The sequence below is a fragment of the Limnohabitans sp. TS-CS-82 genome (assembly GCF_002943475.1).
Map to the genome: position 1 here is coordinate 342678 of NZ_PTQX01000002.1, position 18881 is coordinate 361558.

The 18881-nt window shown below is 55.0% G+C and carries 18 protein-coding genes; 14 read left to right on the forward strand and 4 right to left on the reverse strand.

Translation table 11 applies throughout. The annotated features are described in order from the left end of the window. Positions 1-20 precede the first annotated feature (20 nt). The 4 genes from C5F52_RS05975 (at position 21) to C5F52_RS05990 (ending at position 4376) form a co-directional block, all read left to right on the forward strand. Positions 21-2393: a Tex family protein gene (locus tag C5F52_RS05975; RefSeq protein WP_104797420.1), complete on the forward strand. Its 2373-nt coding sequence runs from the start codon at positions 21-23 to the stop codon at positions 2391-2393. A 15-nt stretch (positions 2394-2408) separates the two neighbouring features. Continuing rightward, entirely contained in the window at positions 2409-3467 is a 1059-nt protein-coding gene (locus C5F52_RS05980) for a phospholipase (RefSeq protein ID WP_104797421.1), read from the forward strand. 248 nt (positions 3468-3715) lie between these two features. After that, a complete protein-coding gene (locus tag C5F52_RS05985; RefSeq protein WP_104797422.1) occupies positions 3716-4003 on the forward strand; it encodes a DUF1330 domain-containing protein in 288 nt (95 codons plus the stop codon). A gap of 16 nt (positions 4004-4019) precedes the next feature. After that, positions 4020-4376, forward strand: a complete 357-nt coding sequence (locus C5F52_RS05990; RefSeq protein ID WP_104797423.1) for a TfoX/Sxy family protein — start codon at positions 4020-4022, stop codon at positions 4374-4376. An 18-nt stretch (positions 4377-4394) separates the two neighbouring features. Here the strand turns inward: C5F52_RS05990 and C5F52_RS05995 are convergent, their stop codons facing one another. After that, entirely contained in the window at positions 4395-5552 is a 1158-nt protein-coding gene (locus C5F52_RS05995; RefSeq protein WP_104797424.1) for an iron-containing alcohol dehydrogenase, read from the reverse strand. A gap of 39 nt (positions 5553-5591) precedes the next feature. Here C5F52_RS05995 and C5F52_RS06000 point away from each other — a divergent pair, with 39 nt between their 5' ends. Beyond that, complete coding sequence (locus tag C5F52_RS06000; protein WP_104797425.1) at positions 5592-6542, forward strand: alpha/beta hydrolase; 951 nt, start codon at positions 5592-5594, stop codon at positions 6540-6542. A gap of 11 nt (positions 6543-6553) precedes the next feature. Here the strand turns inward: C5F52_RS06000 and glpK are convergent, their stop codons facing one another. Next, positions 6554-8044 carry a glycerol kinase GlpK gene (gene glpK / locus C5F52_RS06005; protein ID WP_104797826.1) on the reverse strand — a complete coding sequence of 497 codons (1491 nt, stop codon included), beginning with the start codon at positions 8042-8044 and terminating at the stop codon, positions 6554-6556. Positions 8045-8073: 29 nt separating this feature from the next. Further along, complete coding sequence (locus C5F52_RS06010; RefSeq protein ID WP_104797426.1) at positions 8074-8838, reverse strand: DeoR/GlpR family DNA-binding transcription regulator; 765 nt, start codon at positions 8836-8838, stop codon at positions 8074-8076. A gap of 165 nt (positions 8839-9003) precedes the next feature. Here C5F52_RS06010 and C5F52_RS06015 point away from each other — a divergent pair, with 165 nt between their 5' ends. The 9 genes from C5F52_RS06015 to C5F52_RS06055 all read left to right on the forward strand — a co-directional run bounded on the left by C5F52_RS06015 (position 9004) and on the right by C5F52_RS06055 (position 17886). Continuing rightward, positions 9004-10077 carry an ABC transporter ATP-binding protein gene (locus C5F52_RS06015; protein ID WP_104797427.1) on the forward strand — a complete coding sequence of 358 codons (1074 nt, stop codon included), beginning with the start codon at positions 9004-9006 and terminating at the stop codon, positions 10075-10077. Between the two features lies 1 nt (position 10078). Further along, positions 10079-11149, forward strand: coding sequence for an ABC transporter ATP-binding protein (locus tag C5F52_RS06020; RefSeq protein ID WP_104797428.1), 1071 nt, complete (start codon positions 10079-10081; stop codon positions 11147-11149). Continuing rightward, positions 11146-12039, forward strand: a complete 894-nt coding sequence (locus C5F52_RS06025; protein ID WP_104797429.1) for a carbohydrate ABC transporter permease — start codon at positions 11146-11148, stop codon at positions 12037-12039. Before C5F52_RS06020 ends, C5F52_RS06025 begins: the two co-directional genes overlap by 4 nt. Continuing rightward, on the forward strand, positions 12032-12844 hold the full coding sequence (locus tag C5F52_RS06030) for a carbohydrate ABC transporter permease (RefSeq protein WP_104797827.1): 813 nt from the start codon (positions 12032-12034) through the stop codon (positions 12842-12844). Before C5F52_RS06025 ends, C5F52_RS06030 begins: the two co-directional genes overlap by 8 nt. A 24-nt stretch (positions 12845-12868) precedes the next feature. Continuing rightward, positions 12869-13177 (forward strand): DUF2160 domain-containing protein, encoded by a 309-nt coding sequence (locus C5F52_RS06035; protein WP_104797430.1) that lies wholly within the window; start codon positions 12869-12871, stop codon positions 13175-13177. Between the two features lie 88 nt (positions 13178-13265). Beyond that, positions 13266-14996, forward strand: a complete 1731-nt coding sequence (locus C5F52_RS06040) for an ABC transporter substrate-binding protein (RefSeq protein ID WP_104797431.1) — start codon at positions 13266-13268, stop codon at positions 14994-14996. A gap of 76 nt (positions 14997-15072) precedes the next feature. After that, the gene (locus C5F52_RS06045; RefSeq protein ID WP_201746970.1) at positions 15073-16647 is read left to right on the forward strand and encodes a glycerol-3-phosphate dehydrogenase/oxidase; all 1575 of its coding nucleotides are present in this window, start codon (positions 15073-15075) and stop codon (positions 16645-16647) included. Positions 16648-16662: 15 nt separating this feature from the next. Continuing rightward, the gene (locus tag C5F52_RS06050; RefSeq protein WP_161499661.1) at positions 16663-17106 is read left to right on the forward strand and encodes a GNAT family N-acetyltransferase; all 444 of its coding nucleotides are present in this window, start codon (positions 16663-16665) and stop codon (positions 17104-17106) included. Between the two features lie 57 nt (positions 17107-17163). Continuing rightward, on the forward strand, positions 17164-17886 hold the full coding sequence (locus C5F52_RS06055; protein ID WP_104797434.1) for a hypothetical protein: 723 nt from the start codon (positions 17164-17166) through the stop codon (positions 17884-17886). Between the two features lie 12 nt (positions 17887-17898). On the opposite strand, the gene C5F52_RS06060 is transcribed toward C5F52_RS06055, so the two are convergent. Beyond that, positions 17899-18837 carry a folate-binding protein YgfZ gene (locus C5F52_RS06060; protein WP_104797435.1) on the reverse strand — a complete coding sequence of 313 codons (939 nt, stop codon included), beginning with the start codon at positions 18835-18837 and terminating at the stop codon, positions 17899-17901. Positions 18838-18881 lie beyond the last annotated feature (44 nt).

An 18881-nucleotide genomic window follows, 5' to 3' on the forward strand; every position in this document is an offset into this window, starting at 1 on the left:
GAATTCGACTGACTGAAAACATGCAAAAAATTACCCGCCAACTGGCGGACGAAATCAAGATATCCGAAGCCCAAGTGCGTTCAGCTGTGGAGCTACTAGATGGTGGCGCGACTGTCCCCTTTATTGCCCGTTACCGCAAAGAAGTGACCGGCGGCTTGGACGACATTCAGCTGCGCGAACTCGAAGCTCGCCTGAGCTACCTGCGCGAGCTAGAAGACCGCCGCGCTGCCGTGATCAAGAGCATTCAAGAACAAGGCAAGCTCACGCCCGAGTTGTTGGCTGCCATCGAAGCCGCGCCCACCAAGCAAGAGCTGGAAGACATTTACTTGCCTTTCAAACCCAAGCGCCGCACCAAGGGCATGATTGCCAAGGAAGCGGGCTTGGAGCCACTGGCCGACAAACTGTTTGCCGACCCCACACTCAACCCCAATGTGGAAGCGGAAGCATTCATCTTGCCCGCTGGCAAGATTGAAGGAGCCGACTTCACCACCGTAGCCGCTGTGTTGGACGGTGTACGCGATCTGTTGAGCGAGCGTTGGGCTGAAGACGCCGCATTGATTCAAAGCTTGCGCGAATGGCTGTGGGCCGAAGGCTTGTTCCGCAGCAAGATCGCTGCTGGTAAAGACGAAAACAACCCTGATGTGGCGAAGTTTCGTGACTACTTTGATTACGACGAACCCATTGGCCGCGTGCCATCGCACCGCGCCTTGGCCGTGTTCCGTGGCCGTGCGCTCGAAATGCTCGATGCCAAACTCGTTCTCCCCGTCGAGCCCGAACCCGGCAAGCCCAGCTTGGCCGAAGGCAAGATTGCTTTGCACCTTGGTTGGAGCCATTCCAGCAGGGCAGGGGATGACCTGATTCGCAAATGCGTGGCGTGGACGTGGCGTGTGAAGCTCAGCCTCTCCACAGAGCGCGACTTGTTCACCCGTCTGCGTGAAGAAGCCGAGAAGGTGGCCATCAAAGTGTTTGCCGACAACCTGCGCGATTTGTTGCTGGCCGCACCTGCGGGCCCACGCGTGGTGATGGGCCTAGACCCAGGCATTCGTACCGGCGTGAAAGTGGCCGTGGTTGATGCCACGGGCAAGCTGGTGGAAACCTCCACCGTTTACCCACACGAGCCGCGCAAAGATTGGGATGGATCGCTCTACACCTTGGCCAAGTTGGCCGAGAAGCATGGCGTGAACCTGATTGCCATTGGCAACGGCACCGCCAGTCGCGAGACCGACAAACTGGCCGGTGAACTCATCAAGCTCATGGCCAAACACGACGCAAGCAAGGTGATTGACAAAGTGGTGGTGAGCGAAGCAGGCGCGTCGGTGTACAGCGCCAGTGAATACGCCAGCTCTGAGATGCCCGATGTGGATGTGAGCCTGCGCGGCGCGGCCAGCATTGCGCGCCGCCTGCAAGACCCCTTGGCCGAGTTGGTGAAGATTGACCCCAAATCCATCGGCGTGGGCCAGTACCAACACGATGTGAACCAAAGCGAACTCGCCCGCACCCTCGAAGCCGTGGTGGAAGACTGCGTGAACAAAGTGGGTGTGGACCTGAACACGGCCAGCGTGCCATTGCTCACCCGCGTGTCGGGCCTCTCGACCACCACCGCCAAAGCCGTGGTGCGTTGGCGCGAAGCCAATGGCGCGTTTGCCAACCGCCAGCAGTTGCTCAAAGTCACGGGCCTAGGCGCGAAAACGTTCGAGCAAAGCGCGGGCTTCTTGCGCATTCGCGATGGCGACAACCCACTGGACATGACGGCGGTTCACCCCGAAACCTACCCCGTGGTCGAGCGCATCATGGCGCAAACGGGCAAGCCCGTGGCCGAGCTGATGGGCCGCGCTGACATGCTCAAAACATTGAAGCCCGAGCTGTTTGCCAACGACACCGTGGGCGTCATCACCGTCAAAGACATCTTGAGCGAACTCGAAAAGCCAGGCCGCGACCCGCGCCCCGATTTCAAAGTGGCCAAGCTGCAAGACGGCGTAGAAGACATCAAAGACCTGAAGGTCGACATGGTGCTCGAAGGCACGGTCAGCAACGTGGCGGCCTTTGGCGCGTTTGTCGACTTGGGCGTGCACCAAGACGGCTTGATTCACGTGAGTCAGCTCAGCAACAAGTTCATCACCGACGCCCGTGAAGTGGTGAAAACCGGCGACATCATCAAGGTGAAAGTGCTGGAAGTGGACGTGGCTCGCAAACGCATCAGCTTGACCATGAAGATGGATGGCGCGCCTGCCAAACGAGATGGTCCACGCGACAACCGCTTCGAGCACGCAGGCCGTGACAACCGCCAACGCGGCAGTGGCAACTACAGCAGCGGCTACACCGCACCACCGCAAGCCGCGGCGGGCTCGGCCATGGCGAGTGCATTTGCCAAGCTGCAAGGTTTGAAAAAGTAAGCCCAAGGCCGCGCGTTGAAAGCCCTGCACATCTACGCTGGACCCAAAGCTTTGGCCCACATCGAGGTCAATGGCTTGAAGCCTGAACACATTGGCGTCATTCCCGCTGCGGCGGGTGGGCCCAAGGGTTTGATACTCGGACCACTGGACCGTTTTTTGTTTGGTGAGTGGTTGCCCCAAAGCACGCAGCCTATCGATTTGGTCGGTGCATCCATCGGCGCGTGGCGCATGGCCACGGCGTGTTTGGATAACCCCGTGCAAGGCTTTGATCGCCTGTCACACGACTACATCCACCAAAACTATCAGTTACCCGAAGGCCAAAAACGCCCCAGCGCCAAGCAGGTGAGCGACGAGTTCAGTCAAACCCTGCAAGCGTTTTATGGTGGCCATGTCAGCGAAGTGCTGAACAACCCACGCTATCGCCTGCATGTGGTGACCTCGCGTGGCAAACACATCCTGCACCACGAGCACCCGCTGCTCACGCCCTTGGGCTACGCAGGTGCATATCTGTGTAATGCCGTGCAACGCAAAGCCATAGGCGCGTGGCTAGAACGCGTGGTGTTTTCTAGCCGTGGCGAACTGCCGTTTGATGCGTCTGACTTTGCCACCCAACACACGGCACTGAACGAGCGCAACTTCATGGCCGCGCTGCAAGCCAGTTGCTCCATCCCGTTTGTGCTGCAAGCCGTGCACGACATTCCCGATGCGCCCACAGGCGCGTATTGGGACGGCGGCATCACCGACTACCACTTGCACCTCAACTACAACGGCTTGGTGCTATATCCGCACTTTCAACAAACCGTGGTGCCTGGTTGGCTAGACAAAGCTCTGAAGTGGCGACACAAATCGACTTCGTTTTTAGACAACACCATCGTCTTGGCACCCAACCCTGAGTGGGTCAAGACCTTGCCCAACGGCAAACTGCCAGACCGCAGTGACTTTGTGAGCTATGCCACTGACTTTGAGGGGCGGGTGAAGGTTTGGAAACAGGCCGTGAGTGCGAGTAAGCAGATGGCCGATGAGTTTGCAGAGTGGCTGGCCAATCCGCTGCCTAACGTCTTGTCGAATTTATAAAGCAAAGGAACTTATATGAAAACAACCACAACGCTTATTCTCACGGGCTTAATGAGTCTATTGCTCGTAGGCTGCGCATACAGCATTTCTGATATTGATTTAAGTAAAACCGAGCCAACTTGCGCACGCCAATGCACGACGACATACTCCCAATGCATTCAGTCTGGTCCTGTTGTAGGTTTTAAAACCGAAACATTGCGCGCTTGTCGCGAAGCTTATGCTGCATGTGTATCAACATGTCCTGCGAAATGAGTCACGCCTACGTCGTCGGTCAAATCAATGTAAAAAATGAAACCTTGTGGACCGAGTACCGCAGCAAAGTACCCGCCACACTCGCGCCTTGGAATGCCGAGCTGGTGTTTCGTGGCAATCAGGTACGTGCGCTGTCTGGCGAATGCCCACATGCCGACATCGTGGTGATTCGGTTTGCTTCGCTCGCAGATGCTGATGGCTGGCACAACTCGGCGGCGTATCAAGCGTTGATTTCGCTTCGCACAGAAGCGGCCGATGTGGTACTGACGACTTACGAAGCCTGAATTCCAGCGCACAACGATGAACGAATCCATCGACTACCTGCACGAAGTCTTTGACGCATTCGGTCCCATCCGCGCCCGCCGCATGTTTGGTGGCTGGGGCATTTATCACGATGGTTTGATGTTTGGGCTGTATGCCGCAGGGCGTTTGTATTTGAAGACCGATGCGCACAACGTGGCGCAGTTTGAGGCGGCGGGGTCTGAGCCCTTTACTTATATGCAACGCAACAAGCCGGTGAAGCTGTCTTACTGGTCCGCCCCCGAGGCCGTGCTGGATGAGCGTGAGCAAGCCGTGTTTTGGGCACGCACCGCGTTTGAGGCGGCGCTTCGCACGCAAGCGGCAAAGATGAAGCCCAAGGCGAAGCAGGCTAAGTAATCTGCGCTTGGCGCGAGCTTACATCGCCGCTTGCAGCATCTCGCGGTATTCCTGCGCCGTGGCCAAGCGTGGGTTAGTTTTGTGGCAATGGTCTGCCATGGCACCTTCGATGATTTTGTCAAACCATGCAGTTTTAACGCCCATCTCGGCCAAGCCTTTGGGTAAACCTAACCGGGCATTCATGGCGTTGATGGCTTGGGCAATGGCCTCAGCCGCTTCGAGCGGGTGGTGTATTTCGCCCAAGCCCATCGCATAGGCCATGCGCTGCATGCGGCGCTCTTTTTGCACCGACTCGGCTTGCGCATTGAAGCGCACCACCGCAGGCAAGAACATGGCGTTCAAGGTGCCGTGGTGCAAACGTGGGTTCACACCGCCCAAACTGTGGCTGAGCGAATGCACGCAGCCCAAACCTTTTTGAAACGCCATCGCTCCTTGCATGGAGGCGCTCATCATGTTCAGGCGTGCATCGCGGTCTTGGCCATCGTTGGTTGCGCGTTCGATGTGCGCCCAGCCACGTGTGAGGCCGTCAAGCGCAATGCCGTCAGCAGGTGGATTGAACGGCGCTGCCATGAAGGTTTCCATGCAGTGGGCAATCGCGTCCATGCCGGTGGCAGCGGTGAGGGCAGGGGGCAAACCGAGGGTGAGTTCTGGGTCGAGCAGGGCAGCCTTGGGCACCAAGTGCCACGAGTGAAAACCCAGCTTGCGCCCATCGTCCACGATGACGATGGCGCCACGCGCCACCTCGCTTCCGGTGCCCGCCGTGGTGGGCACAGCAATGATGGGCGAAACGGCTGGTGTGATTTTGAGCGACCCGCCTTCGATGGTGGCGTAGGTTTTGAGCGGGCCTTCATGGGTGGCAGCAATGGCCACGCCTTTGGCGCAGTCGATGGAAGAGCCGCCGCCCACGGCAATCAAACCATCGCAGTGATGAGCGTGATACACCGCGACAGCGGCGCGCACGGCGGCCTCGTTGGGGTTGGATGGCGTTTGGTCAAACACCGCGACTTCGAAGCCCTGCAACGCATCTAACGCCTTTTGCAAAATGCCCACGGCTTTCACGCCTTGGTCAGTCACGATGAGTGGTCGTTTGATGTTGGCCTTTTCACACTCCGCCCCAAGGGTCGCGAGCACGCCAAAGTCAATCTGGATGTTGGTGAGGTAGAGGATTTGAGCCATGGCACACTATAAAAGCCATAGCCACAAAAGCAAACCCAGATGAGTCACCCACGTAACCCGCAAAGCCTGTTGACCCCCGCCATGCGTGATGTACTGCACGCCATTGCCAAAGCAGGCCGTCCGCCGATGGCACTGCTGATGCCTGAGCAAGCCAAACAAGCCTATGCCTTGGGCGCTGGCGTGCTGGAGGTGAACGCACAAAAAATGGCGCGTGACGACACACTGCACATCCCCACCCGCGACGGGGCGACACTGCGCGCCAAGCTGTGGGCCGAACACGCCAAGCCCAACTTGCCCGTGCTGTTGTACTTTCATGGCGGTGGCTTCACCGTGGGCAGCCCCGAAACGCACGAGGCCTTGTGCAAACACTTGGCCCACTTGGCACACTGTGCCGTGGTGTCGCTGGACTATCGACTCGCACCTGAATACACATTTCCCACCGCGCACAACGACGCATTCGATGCGCTGCAATGGCTAGCCACCAATGCAAGCAGCCTAGGTTTAGACGCCACACGCATTGCCGTTGGTGGCGACAGCGCTGGCGGCACACTCACTGCGGCCACTGCCATTGCCGCGCGTGATGCAGGCATTGACCTGAAGCTGCAACTCATGTTCTACCCCGGCTGTTCGCCGGAGCACATGGCCTCAAGCCACACCTTTGAAAAAGGCTTTTTGCTAGAGAAAGCCAGCATCGAATACTTCTACGGCCACTACATGCCCAACGCGGAAGACCGTCACGACCCACGGTTTTCACCTCTGTTGGCTGACGTGTCGGGCGTGGCCCCCGCATGGCTGGGCTTGGCCGAGTGCGACCCATTGGTCGATGAAGGCGTGACCTACGCCGACCATCTACGCTTGGGCGGCGTGGCTGTGGACTTAGAAATTTACAAAGGCGTGGTGCACAGCTTCATCCAAATGGGCCGCGTGATTCCTGAAGCGCTGACGGCGCACCTAGATGCCGCGCGCGCTTTGCGGCACGCGTTTGCATGAGCGCGTTAGGCTCAAAGCACTGTTTTACGAACCGCGTGTTCCCATTGCGCCATCAAATCGGTCGCGTAGTCAGGCGTGCGCTGCGGGCTAAAACGACGCTCCACACGCCACAGTTCGCTCAATTCATCTGTGCTGCTATAAACCCCCGTGGCTAGGCCTGCCAGATAGGCTGCACCCAGTGCTGTGGTTTCTACGACTTCAGGGCGCACCACATCAATGCACAATAAATCAGCTTGGAATTGCATCAACAAATCGTTCACACAAGCCCCGCCATCCACACGCAGTTCACGCACTTGGGCAACACCCGCCAAGGTCAAATCACGACTCATCGCTTGTAGCAAGGCAGCACTTTGAAAAGCAATGCTCTCTAATGCGGCTCTAGCAATATGCGCTACCGTGCTGCCGCGTGTGAGACCTGTGATAGATCCTCGTGCATCCGCGTGCCAATACGGTGCCCCCAACCCCGTGAATGCAGGCACCACCATCACACCACCGGAGTCCGGAACGCTTTCAGCCAAAGCTTGTACCTCACTGCTGTGACGAATGGCCCCCAAACCATCACGCAACCACTGCACCACTGCACCGCCCACAAAAACGCTACCTTCGATGGCAAATTGCGGTTGCGCCGTCGCTTGTGCAGCACTGGTGGTGATCAATCCATTTTGTGAGCGCATGCCATCAGCCCCCGTGTGCATGAGCATGAAGCAACCCGTGCCGTAGGTGTTCTTCACCATACCTGCACTGAAGCAAGCTTGCCCAAACAGGGCACTTTGCTGATCTCCAGCAACACCCCCGATAGGAATGGCATGTCCTAGCAAATCGGCACGCACTTCGCAGTACTGAGCACTAGAAGCCTGCACGGTGGGCATCATGACCTCAGGTATGCGCAGGGCCGCCAACAGCTCAGCATCCCACTGGTTGGTGTGGATGTTAAAAAGCATGGTGCGAGAGGCATTGCTCACATCGGTGGCGTGTACCGCACCCCCGCTGAGTTGCCACATCAGCCAGCTGTCGACTGTGCCAAATAGCAACTCACCACGTTCAGCTTGGGCACGCGCTTGGGGCACATGATCCAAAATCCATTGGAGTTTGGTTCCCGAAAAATAAGCATCGACCAGCAAACCTGTTTTGGCTTGGATGGTGTCGCTCAGGCCCTGCTCACGCAACGCCACACACGCAGGTTCGGCTCGGCGGTCTTGCCAAACAATCGCGTTGTAAATGGGTTGACCTGTGTTTTTATTCCACACCACGCTGGTTTCGCGTTGGTTGGTGATGCCAAGCGCGCCTACATCACGGGCGCTGATGCCAGCTTTAGCCAGCACTTCTTTGGCGGTTGCCAACTGGGTCTGCCAGATTTGCATAGGGTCATGCTCGACCCAACCAGGATTGGGATAAATCTGCGTGATCTCTTGCTGAGCAATCGCCACGATTTGCCCGAGTTGGTTGAAAACAATGCTGCGTGAGCTAGAAGTGCCTTGGTCAAGGGCAAGGATGTAGGTCATGTGTTCTTCTTTCTTGACGAAAAGTTCGTTCACTCAGCGATGTGCAGTTGTACTTGTGCTTCAGCAAGCAAGGCACCAAAAGGCGAGGGTGGTGTGGCGTCTGTGAACAAACGATCAATCTGTGAAATCGCGCCAACCTCGACCATGGCTGGTCGGTTGAATTTGCTGTGGTCTGCTGCTAACCACACCTCTCTGGCGTGAGAAATGATGGTTTGTGAAACTTTGACCTCTCGGTAGTCGTAATCGCGCAAAGAACCATCCGATTCAATACCAGAGATGCCAATCAAAGCAATGTCCACTTTGAATTGACGAATGAAATCCACCGCAGCCTCACCGACGATGCCTTGATCTCGACCTCGCACAACGCCCCCCACCACGATCACTTCACTATTGGGGTTGGAACTTAGGATGCTGGCCACATTCAAGTTGTTGGTGATGACACGCAAACCTGTGTGCCTCAACAAGGCACGTGCAATGGCTTCTGTGGTGGTGCCAATGTTCAAGATCAACGAGCAATCGTTGGGCACGGCGGCTGCCACGCTTCGTGCGATCCGTGTTTTAGCTTCTGAGTTGAGGTTGACGCGCTGCTGGTGGCCAATGTTTTCTGTGGTTGAGCTGGGCACACGCACGCCGCCATGAAAGCGCGTGAGCTGCCCCGTCTCCGCCATGCGCTGCACATCACGGCGCACCGTTTGCAAGGTCACACCTAATTTTTCAGCCAGTTGTTCGACCGTCACAGAGCCAAGCTCTTGCACAACTTTGAGCAAAGTAATTTGTCGTGGATTGGAATTCATAGATTCTGATTTTCATGCACAAACGAAGAGTCATCACTTTAAACCGAACTAAAACGAACATTCGTAGGGTAATTACCGAGCAAAAAAAGAAAAGTATCGAACAATAATGAATCTATCAAAAGGCGATACAGATCGTCGACGAACTCAAAGCGTAAAGGTGGTGTGATGCAGTTGTCTCTCGAAGGTGTCAGCAAAAAAGTCGGGCCTCAAACTTGGCTTTACGACATGAGCCTAGCGCCTCGCAGTGCCAATGTAACGGTGCTGCTAGGCGCCACCCAAGCGGGCAAGACCAGTCTGATGCGCATCATGGCGGGTTTGGATGTGCCCAGTTCTGGTCGTGTGCTGGTGGATGGACAAGATGTGGTGGGCGTTCCTGTTCGCGAGCGTAATGTCGCCATGGTCTACCAACAGTTCATCAACTACCCATCGATGAAAGTACGAGACAACATTGCTTCGCCCATGAAGCTGCGTGGCGACAAAAACATCGCCCAACGCGTGCAAGCCTTGGCCGAAAAACTTCATATCGACATGTTTTTAGACCGCTACCCCACGGAGCTGTCTGGTGGCCAGCAACAGCGTGTGGCCTTGGCGCGTGCATTGGCTAAGGGAGCACCGCTGATGCTGTTGGATGAACCCTTGGTCAATCTCGATTACAAGCTACGCGAAGAATTACGCGAGGAGTTGGGCGCATTGTTTGCCAGCGGCGACTCCACTGTGATTTACGCCACCACCGAACCTGGTGAAGCTTTGCTGCTGGGTGGTTATACCGCCGTCATGGATGCAGGCGAGTTATTGCAATACGGGCCTACAGCCGAGGTGTTTCACAACCCTAAATCTTTACGCGTGGCGCGGGCCTTCAGTGACCCGCCCATGAACTTGATGAAAGCAACACGGCAATCAACGGGTGTTCAGTTGCTAGGTGGGCCGCTGATGGCGTTGACGTTGCCGTCCACCGCCACGCCCCAACTCACCTTGGGAATGCGAGCCAGCGCGGTTCGCACCCATGCACAAAGCGGCGACATCGCCATCGGTGGGCGTGTGGAATTGGCTGAAATTTCAGGCTCAGACACCTTCGTGCACGTCGCCACAGGCATGGGTAATTTAGTCGCGCAACTCACGGGTGTTCATTACTTTGATTTGGGAGCGCAGATTCAGGTGTATGCGAATCCGATGCAAATGTATGTGTTTGATGCGCAAGGCATGTTGCTGCTTGCACCTACTCGCACGAAGGGACACTGAGATGGCGCGGATTGACCTCGATTTGGCACACGCCTACAAAGCCAACCCACAACACGACAGCGACTACGCGTTGCTCCCCTTGAAGATGACGTTTGAGGATGGTGGTGCGTACGCTTTGCTAGGCCCTTCTGGCTGTGGCAAAACCACCATGCTCAACGTGATGTCTGGCTTGCTGACCCCATCACAAGGCCATGTCCTGTTTGATGGGCGTGACATGACTCACGCAACGCCACAAGAACGCAACATCGCACAAGTGTTTCAGTTCCCTGTGATTTACGACACCATGACAGTGGCAGAAAACTTGGCATTTCCGCTGCGCAACCGTCAGTGGCCCAAAGACAAGATGGACCAACGCGTGGGCCAAATTGCCGAGATGCTAGAAATGAGCGGCCAACTCAACCAGCGTGCCGCAGGTTTGTCGGCAGACGCTAAACAAAAAATATCTCTGGGCCGAGGCTTGGTGCGCCCAGATGTATCGGCGGTGTTGTTTGATGAACCCTTGACGGTGATTGATCCACACCTGAAGTGGCAACTGCGTCGCAAGCTTAAACAAATTCACCATGAACTCAAGCTGACTTTGATTTATGTCACGCACGATCAAGTGGAAGCATTGACGTTTGCCGATCAAGTGGTGGTCATGACACGTGGGCGAGCTGTGCAAGTGGGCTCACCCGCTGACTTGTTCGAGCGGCCTAGCCACACATTTGTTGGCAACTTCATTGGGTCTCCTGGAATGAATTTTTTGCACGCCGAGGTGGATGCATCCGGTTTGCGTGTGGGCTCACATGTACTCGACGCTGCTGCAGCATTGCCGTTGGGCGCCATTAAATTAGGCATACGTCCTGAATATGTGGCATTGACAGATGCCCAAACGCCAGGTGCTTTGCCCATGCTGGTGTCGCAAGTTCAAGATGTGGGCACACACAACATCGTCACCGCAAGCCACCATGGCCAAACCGTCAAAGCACGTTTATCGACGGACAGTGCATCTGTACAAACCGGTTCAACCGTGTGGCTACAAGTTATGGGTGCCCATACATGCTTTTATAAAAACGAGGAGATCGTGGCATGAGCACGACCACCAAACCCGTCAACCAGAAAGCCTGGTTTTTGATTTTGCCCGTGTTGTTGTGCGTCGCGTTTTCGGCCATCTTGCCTTTGATGGTGGTGGTCAACTACTCGGTGCAAGACATCATTTCCACTGACCGTCGCGTGTTTGTGGGTACCGAATGGTTTGCTGCGATCATGCGAGACGAAGAGTTACACGGCGCGTTGTTGCGCCAATTGATTTATTCGTTTTCGGTGTTGGCTGTGGAGTTACCGTTGGGCATTCTGTTGGCCTTGTCTATGCCTGCAACGGGTTGGAAATCATCGGCGGTACTGGTCATCGTGTCGCTGTCGTTGTTGATTCCTTGGAACGTGGTCGGCACGATTTGGCAAATTTTTGGGCGTACCGATATCGGTCTGATGGGCGCAGCGCTTCAAGGCATGGGCATTGCCTACAACTACACAGGCAACGCCAACCATGCTTGGTTCACCGTCTTGTTAATGGACGTTTGGCATTGGACGCCATTGGTGGCGTTATTGGGATACGCCGGTTTGCGCTCTATTCCTGATGCGTATTACCAAGCCGCGAGTATTGACGGCGCCAGTAAGTTCGATGTGTTCCGCTTTGTTCAGTTGCCCAAGATGCGCGGCGTCTTGGTGATTGCGGTGCTGTTGCGCTTCATGGACAGCTTCATGATTTACACCGAACCCTTTGTGCTGACCGGTGGCGGCCCCGGTAACTCGACCACGTTTTTATCGCAATTTTTGACACAAAAAGCCGTGGGGCAATTTGACCTAGGGCCTGCTGCGGCTTTCTCGTTGATTTATTTCTTGATCATTTTGTTGTTCTGTTTTGTTTTGTACAACTGGATGCAGCAAGTCGGTACAGAGCCGAAGGAGGGTGGACATGCATAAAGCAAAATTTCAAAAGCGCACAGTTTTTCTGTGGCTCTATCTTGTATTTGCTTTGCTGCCCATTTATTGGATGATCAACATGTCATTCAAAACAAACAATGAAATCTTGGCTGGTTTCACCTTGTTCCCCGAGCATTTCACCTGGGCTAACTACGAAACTATCTTGACCGATCCAGCTTGGTATTCGGGCTATATCAACAGCCTGATTTACGTGGGCATGAATACGGTGATGTCACTCACCGTCGCGTTACCCGCCGCTTATGCGTTCTCACGCTATAGCTTTCTGGGTGACAAGCACGTGTTCTTTTGGCTATTGACCAACCGCATGACGCCACCCGCTGTGTTTTTGCTGCCGTTCTTTCAACTCTACAGCTCCGTGGGCTTAATGGACACGCACTTAGCCGTGGCACTGGTGCACTTGCTGTTCAACGTGCCGTTGGCTGTGTGGATTCTCGAAGGTTTCATGAGCGGCATTCCTCGCGAGATTGACGAGACGGCCTACATCGACGGCTATTCGTTCCCTCGATTTTTCGTGCAGATCTTTTTGCCTTTGATCAAAGCGGGGGTGGGCGTCGCTGCATTCTTTTGCTTCATGTTCAGCTGGGTGGAGTTGCTCTTGGCACGCACCTTGACCAGCGTGAATGCCAAGCCCATTGCGGCCACCATGACGCGCACCGTATCGGCGTCAGGCATGGACTGGGCCACGCTGGCGGCAGCAGGTGTGTTGACCATCGTGCCTGGTGCCATCGTGATTTGGTTTGTTCGTAACTACATCGCCAAAGGTTTTGCGATGGGTCGCGTTTGATGCGGCTTCAAGAGGAGAACTGCAATGTTTGAATGGATGGCGTGGACCACCCCTGTGGCCATATTTTTTTCTTGCATCGGACTGATGATCACTGGGATGACTGTCTGGGAAATGAAATCACCCACCTTGATGCGCAAAGGTTTTTTGCCCATGCAAACTACACGAGGCGATCGCCTGTTCATTGGCCTGTTGTCTGCCGCTTATGTGAATTTGGCATTTGTCGGCATCAGCGGTTGGTTGGCTCAAGTTTTGTCGTTGGAAGCTGATCCATCGATTTGGTTCAGCTTTGTCCTCTCCATGGTTCTTCTCGGTTGGATCATGCGCAAAGGCTGACGCTCGTTTTCTAGAAAAGGACGGCTTGTTTCCCCCTGGAGCCGAAAGCACCTTCACACAGGGGTATCAAAAAAATGAGGAGATAGATATGAAGTTGCGTTACAGCGTCGTCGCAGTGGCAGTTGCCTGCTCACTGTCGTCTCAAGGTTGGGCTGATGAAGCTGCTGCCAAGAAGTGGATTGACAGCGAATTCCAGCCCTCGACCTTGAGTAAAACCCAGCAAGCTGCCGAGATGAAATGGTTCATCGACGCGGCCAAGAAACTTCAGGCCAAAGGCGTGAAGGAAATCTCAGTCGTCTCCGAAACCATTGCCACTCACGAATACGAATCAAAAATACTGGCCAAGGCCTTTGAAGAAATCACGGGCATCAAAGTTAAGCACGACCTGATCGGCGAGGGCGATGTGGTGGAAAAACTGCAAACGTCCATGCAGTCAGGCAAATCCATTTACGACGGTTGGATCACCGACTCCGATTTGATCGGTACACACTACCGCTACGGCAAGATCATGAACTTGACCGATTACATGAAGGGCAACGGCAAAGAGTGGACCAACCCTGGCATCGACATCAAAGACTTCATCGGCACCAGTTTCACCACAGCACCGGACGGCAAGCTGTACCAATTGCCCGACCAACAATTCGCCAACTTGTATTGGTTCCGTGCCGACTTGTTTGCCAAGCCTGAACTGAAAGCCAAGTTCAAAGCCAAATACGGTTACGAGTTGGGTGTGCCGCTCAACTGGAGCGCTTACGAAGACATCGCCGCCTTCTTCAGCAACGATGTAAAAAACATCGATGGCAAAGCCATTTACGGCCACATGGATTACGGCAAGAAAGACCCCTCGCTGGGTTGGCGTTTCACCGACGCTTGGCTGTCCATGGCTGGCTCGGCTGACATCGGTATTCCTAACGGCAAGCCCGTGGACGAGTGGGGCATTCGCGCCTCGGCTGATGGTTGTACACCTCAAGGCGCATCGGTCGCGCGCGGTGGTGCCACCAACTCACCAGCTGCTGTTTACGCCCTCACCAAGTACGTGGACTGGATGAAGCAATACGCGCCCAAGGAAGCCATTGGCATGACCTTCGGCGAAGCCGGCCCTGTGCCTGCACAAGGCCAAATTGCTCAGCAAATCTTCTGGTACACCGCCTTCACGGCCGACATGATCAAGCCAGGTTTGCCTGTGGTGAACGCCGATGGCACACCGAAGTGGCGCATGGCCCCAGGCCCCAACGGCCCGTACTGGAAGCAAGGCATGCAAAACGGCTACCAAGACGTGGGTTCATGGACCTTCTTCAAAGGCCATGACGAAAGCAAAACTGCTGCAGCGTGGCTCTACGCCCAGTTCGTGACTGCCAAAACCACGTCCTTGAAAAAGACCATCGTGGGTTTGACACCGATTCGCGAGTCCGACATCCAGTCCAAAGCCATGACCGACATGGCACCTAAATTGGGTGGTTTGGTGGAGTTCTACCGCAGCCCCGCACGCGTGGCTTGGACGCCCACCGGCACCAACGTGCCTGACTACCCCAAGCTGGCTCAGTTGTGGTGGAAAAACGTGGCCGTGGCTGTGACCGGTGAGAAAACACCGCAAGCCGCGATGGACAACTTGGCCAACGAAATGGACGATGTGATGGCACGTTTGGAGCGCTCCGGCATGGCCGTGTGTCCACCCAAGCTCAACGCCAAATCTGACCCCAACAAGTGGCTCAGCGACAAGGGTGCACCTTGGAAGAAATTGGCGAATGAAAAGCCAAAAGGCGAAACCATTGCGTACGACTCATTGTTGAACGCATGGAAGAACGGCAAGGTCCGTTAAACCAGATGGCCGTGTGGGTCACACACTCACACGGCCTTTTTTTGTTCGTTCTTGATTGATGGAGCGTTAGATTTCTATGCCAACCCAAGCACAGCCGCAGCTGACACGACGTGAAGATCTGTTGGCGCAGCTTGACCCTCAAGCGGTGTATGACATTGCCATTGTGGGTGGCGGTGCAACTGGTTTAGGTTTGGCATTGGATGCGGCCGCACGCGGCTACCGTGTAGTTCTTGTCGAATCGAATGATTTTGCAAAAGGCACATCATCGCGATCAACCAAACTAGTGCACGGAGGTGTACGGTATTTGGCGCAAGGCAATATTGCTTTGGTACGAGAAGCGTTGCACGAACGCAGCACACTTCTACACAATGCACCACACATCGCGCAACCACTCTCATTTGTGATGCCGTCTTATGCGTGGTGGGAGAAACCTTTTTACGGGATTGGTTTAAAAATTTACGATGCTTTGGCTGGCAGGTCTGGCCTTGGCGATACAGAATTCTTGTCATGTGAAGAGACCTTGGCGTGTCTTCCCTCTGTGCAAGCAGATCGCCTCAAAGGCGGCGTGAAGTATTGGGATGGCCAATTCAACGATGCCAAATTGGCATTGGCGTTGGCACGCAGTGCGGCACTCGAAAGTGCATTGCTGTTGAATTACATGCAAGCCAAATCTTTGCTGTACTCAGATAAAAAAGTCTCGGGTGTGCGATGCCAAGACACGCTCACGGGGGCTGCGCATGACATTCAAGCACGTTGCGTGGTCAATGCCACAGGGGTCTGGGTCGATGCTTTGCGTGCGCAAGATGGGGATGTACAAGCGATGGTGGCACCGAGTCAAGGTGTTCACATCGTGGTGGACAAAAAATTTCTACCAGGCCATGCCGGTTTGATGATTCCCAAAACAGCCGATGGCCGCGTGCTGTTTGCAGTGCCTTGGTTGGGTAAAGTTATTTTGGGAACAACAGACACGCCTCGACATGACTTGGCCAAAGAGCCGTTGGCTTTTGAGGAAGAAATTGATTTCATCCTGAACGAATCTGCGCGTTATTTGCGAGATGCTCCTCAGCGAAGCGATGTTAAAAGTATTTGGGTTGGCTTGCGTCCACTGGTCAAGCCCCCCGAGAAAACAGGCCAAAACACCAAAGCACTGAGCCGTGAACACACCGTACTGGTCAGTGACTCAGGCCTCGTCACCGTCACAGGAGGCAAATGGACAACCTACCGAGCGATGGCTGAAGATGTTCTTCAAAAATGTTTTGACAGCACGTTACTCATGCCCAAAAGTAGGTCGTGCACCGAAATACTCAAATTAGTAGGTGCAGAAAATTTGAGTGATTTACCCATATCCATCTGTGAACCGGAAGGATTGCATTCGTATGGCAGTGAACAGACTTGGGTACAACAATTACCCGGTCACCAGACTTGGCTAACCGATGGGTTGAGCGAAGCGATGGTGCGATTTGCTGCTCGCTATGAATATGCGGTTCATGTCGAGGATGTACTGGCAAGACGCTCTCGCTTGCTGTTCATCGACGCGCGATTGGCGATGCGCATCGCACCAACAGTGGCAGCCATTTTGTTTTCAGAAACAGGCATTGATCCAGACATTCAAGGTTTTTTGGATTTAGCAGCGCAGTACACGCTGAACTAATTCGACAATATGGGCATGAAAACTGCCCCCACCATTACCCTCGGTCGCTGGCAAACATTGCATCAAGCTGCGCAATTCATCCGCACAGAAGTGTTTGTCAAAGAGCAAGGCATCGCCCCAGAAGACGAATGGGATGCAGACGATGCCACCGCTTTGCACGCGGTGCTGTTTGATGTGACTGGACACCCCCTGGGCAATGCCCGCTTGCTACAACCATCAGTCAATGTGGCCAAGGTAGGGCGCATGGCCGTGCTGAAAGAAGCCCGTGGCCACGGCTATGGTGCTCGCCTGCTAGAAGCCTTGGTGTCAGAGGCACGTCGACGCGGCAACAAAGAAGTACGCCTGAGTGCGCAACGCAGCGCTGAAGGCTTTTATGCAGCCTACGGGTTCAGCATCGTGGGCGAGCCGTTTGACGAGGTGGGCATACCGCATGTGGAGATGCGATTGAACTTGGTGTGACGGTCGTTTCAACCGTGTGAAAATACGCGCAATTAAAACTTTAAGAAACATTTCCTTATGAAAATCGCGCACCACTTCTTACCTGTGACTTTGGCTATCGCAAGCTCAATGGCGCTTAACACCCAAGCCATGGCGGGTGATTTGAACAACGTCAGCGCTCTCAGCCAAACCGAGTTTTTAGCATTGAGCAAAGACTTGGCGGCAGCCACCAGCACCAAGGCGATTGAACCAGCTGCGCCATTGGGCCTGACAGGTTTTGATGTCAGTGCGTCAACCACGATGACACAAACAAAAGCGGGCGCTGCTTGGCAAACCGCAAGCGGTGACAGCATGAACAACCTGATTCAAACCAAGTTGTCGGTTAGTAAAGGCTTGCCTGGTGGCTGGGATGTGGGCGGCTTTGTGTCCAAAGTGCCTTCGACCAATGTGTCGGTTGCTGGTGTTCACGTGAAATACGCCTTGCTTGAAGGCAATGCCATCACGCCCGCCATTGCCCTGCGCGGCAGCCACAGCCGCATGGGTGGCGTGTCAGGCATGGAGCTCAACAACACGGGTCTGAATGTGTTGATTTCCAAAGGCTTTGTGGGCTTCACACCTTACGCGGGTGTGGGCACGGTTTACTCCAATGCCAAAGCCACAGGCAAGAGCGATGAAAGCTTCACACAAAGCAAATCGTTTGTGGGCGTGAGCTGGAACGTACTGCTGGTCAATCTCTCGGCCGAGTACGACCGCACGGGCAAGAACGCATCGGTGGGCTTGAAGGCTGGCGTGCGTTTTTAAGCACGCGGCAGCTTAAATATCCTCACGCAAAGCGTAGGGCAGTGGCAGCAGGCTCAGCACTGGGCCATCTGCCGCCCCCAAATGCAAGCTGCTGTTTTCAGTGGCACTGAGTTGCAACTCAAGCACCGCCACATGGCTTGCGCCATCGCTGGCGGCTTGTGCCACCAAGCCGCATGGCTGCGTCGCGTCTAAGCTAGAAAACACTTCTTGACCCGCGGTGAACGGTGCCGCACTTTGCGCAATGAACCCACGGCGCTTCAAGGTGCCACGGAACTGGCTACGGGCCACCACCTCTTGACCGGGATAGCAACCTTTTTTGAAGTTCACGCCATCGACTGATTCGTAGTTGAGCATCTGCGGCACAAAGGCTTCGAAGGTGGCCAACTCGACCCACGCAATACCGCTCATCACTTCACCCACTTGCCACAGGTTTGCGCTGAGGGCTGGACCTGTGGGCGCTGCCACGTCTTTGGGCGCGAGCCAAAAAGCGCGTGGTTGACCTAGGGCAGGGTAGAGGGTTAGTACGTCGGCAGCATCCGCTACGTGGCGTTGCCATGCGTCTGCGGATGCACCATTCAATGCCGCCAGCGCTGCATCACCTGCCAGACCGAGCAACTGAAATTCATCACTGGCATCGCTCAGCTTGGCCTTGGCACGCAGCACAAACATCGACAAGCGTTTGACGGTTTGAGCCATCAGGTCTTTGCGGCAAATCAGCAGCACTTCTTCGGCGGAACGTTTGTAAACCACAAAGCTTGCTTGCATGCGGCCCTTGGCGTTGCAAAAAGCGGCCAAGCGGCATTGGCCCTCTTTCATTACCAGCACATCGTTGGTGAGTTGGTTGTGCAAAAAGCTCGCGGCGTCTGCACCCGCAGCGCGGATGATGCCGAGGTGGGACAGGGGAGCAATGCCGTTCAAAGGCGCGGAGGTTGCAAATGTGGTCTGTGACATAGGGTGAATTATCATGCTCGCTTGATTAACGTGATTGGACATAG

Coding starts and splice junctions, on each gene's coding strand:
- glpK (WP_104797826.1), bottom strand. CDS start 8,044: ATGACCTACATCCTTGCCCTTGACCAAGGCACTTCTAGCTCACGCAGC.
- C5F52_RS06045 (WP_201746970.1), top strand. CDS start 15,073: ATGCCAACCCAAGCACAGCCGCAGCTGACACGACGTGAAGATCTGTTG.
- C5F52_RS06030 (WP_104797827.1), top strand. CDS start 12,032: ATGCATAAAGCAAAATTTCAAAAGCGCACAGTTTTTCTGTGGCTCTAT.
- C5F52_RS06060 (WP_104797435.1), bottom strand. CDS start 18,837: ATGTCACAGACCACATTTGCAACCTCCGCGCCTTTGAACGGCATTGCT.
- C5F52_RS06000 (WP_104797425.1), top strand. CDS start 5,592: ATGAGTCACCCACGTAACCCGCAAAGCCTGTTGACCCCCGCCATGCGT.
- C5F52_RS06015 (WP_104797427.1), top strand. CDS start 9,004: ATGCAGTTGTCTCTCGAAGGTGTCAGCAAAAAAGTCGGGCCTCAAACT.
- C5F52_RS06035 (WP_104797430.1), top strand. CDS start 12,869: ATGTTTGAATGGATGGCGTGGACCACCCCTGTGGCCATATTTTTTTCT.
- C5F52_RS05990 (WP_104797423.1), top strand. CDS start 4,020: ATGAACGAATCCATCGACTACCTGCACGAAGTCTTTGACGCATTCGGT.
- C5F52_RS05985 (WP_104797422.1), top strand. CDS start 3,716: ATGAGTCACGCCTACGTCGTCGGTCAAATCAATGTAAAAAATGAAACC.
- C5F52_RS06010 (WP_104797426.1), bottom strand. CDS start 8,838: ATGAATTCCAATCCACGACAAATTACTTTGCTCAAAGTTGTGCAAGAG.
- C5F52_RS06025 (WP_104797429.1), top strand. CDS start 11,146: ATGAGCACGACCACCAAACCCGTCAACCAGAAAGCCTGGTTTTTGATT.
- C5F52_RS06040 (WP_104797431.1), top strand. CDS start 13,266: ATGAAGTTGCGTTACAGCGTCGTCGCAGTGGCAGTTGCCTGCTCACTG.
- C5F52_RS05975 (WP_104797420.1), top strand. CDS start 21: ATGCAAAAAATTACCCGCCAACTGGCGGACGAAATCAAGATATCCGAA.
- C5F52_RS06020 (WP_104797428.1), top strand. CDS start 10,079: ATGGCGCGGATTGACCTCGATTTGGCACACGCCTACAAAGCCAACCCA.
- C5F52_RS05995 (WP_104797424.1), bottom strand. CDS start 5,552: ATGGCTCAAATCCTCTACCTCACCAACATCCAGATTGACTTTGGCGTG.
- C5F52_RS06050 (WP_161499661.1), top strand. CDS start 16,663: ATGAAAACTGCCCCCACCATTACCCTCGGTCGCTGGCAAACATTGCAT.
- C5F52_RS06055 (WP_104797434.1), top strand. CDS start 17,164: ATGAAAATCGCGCACCACTTCTTACCTGTGACTTTGGCTATCGCAAGC.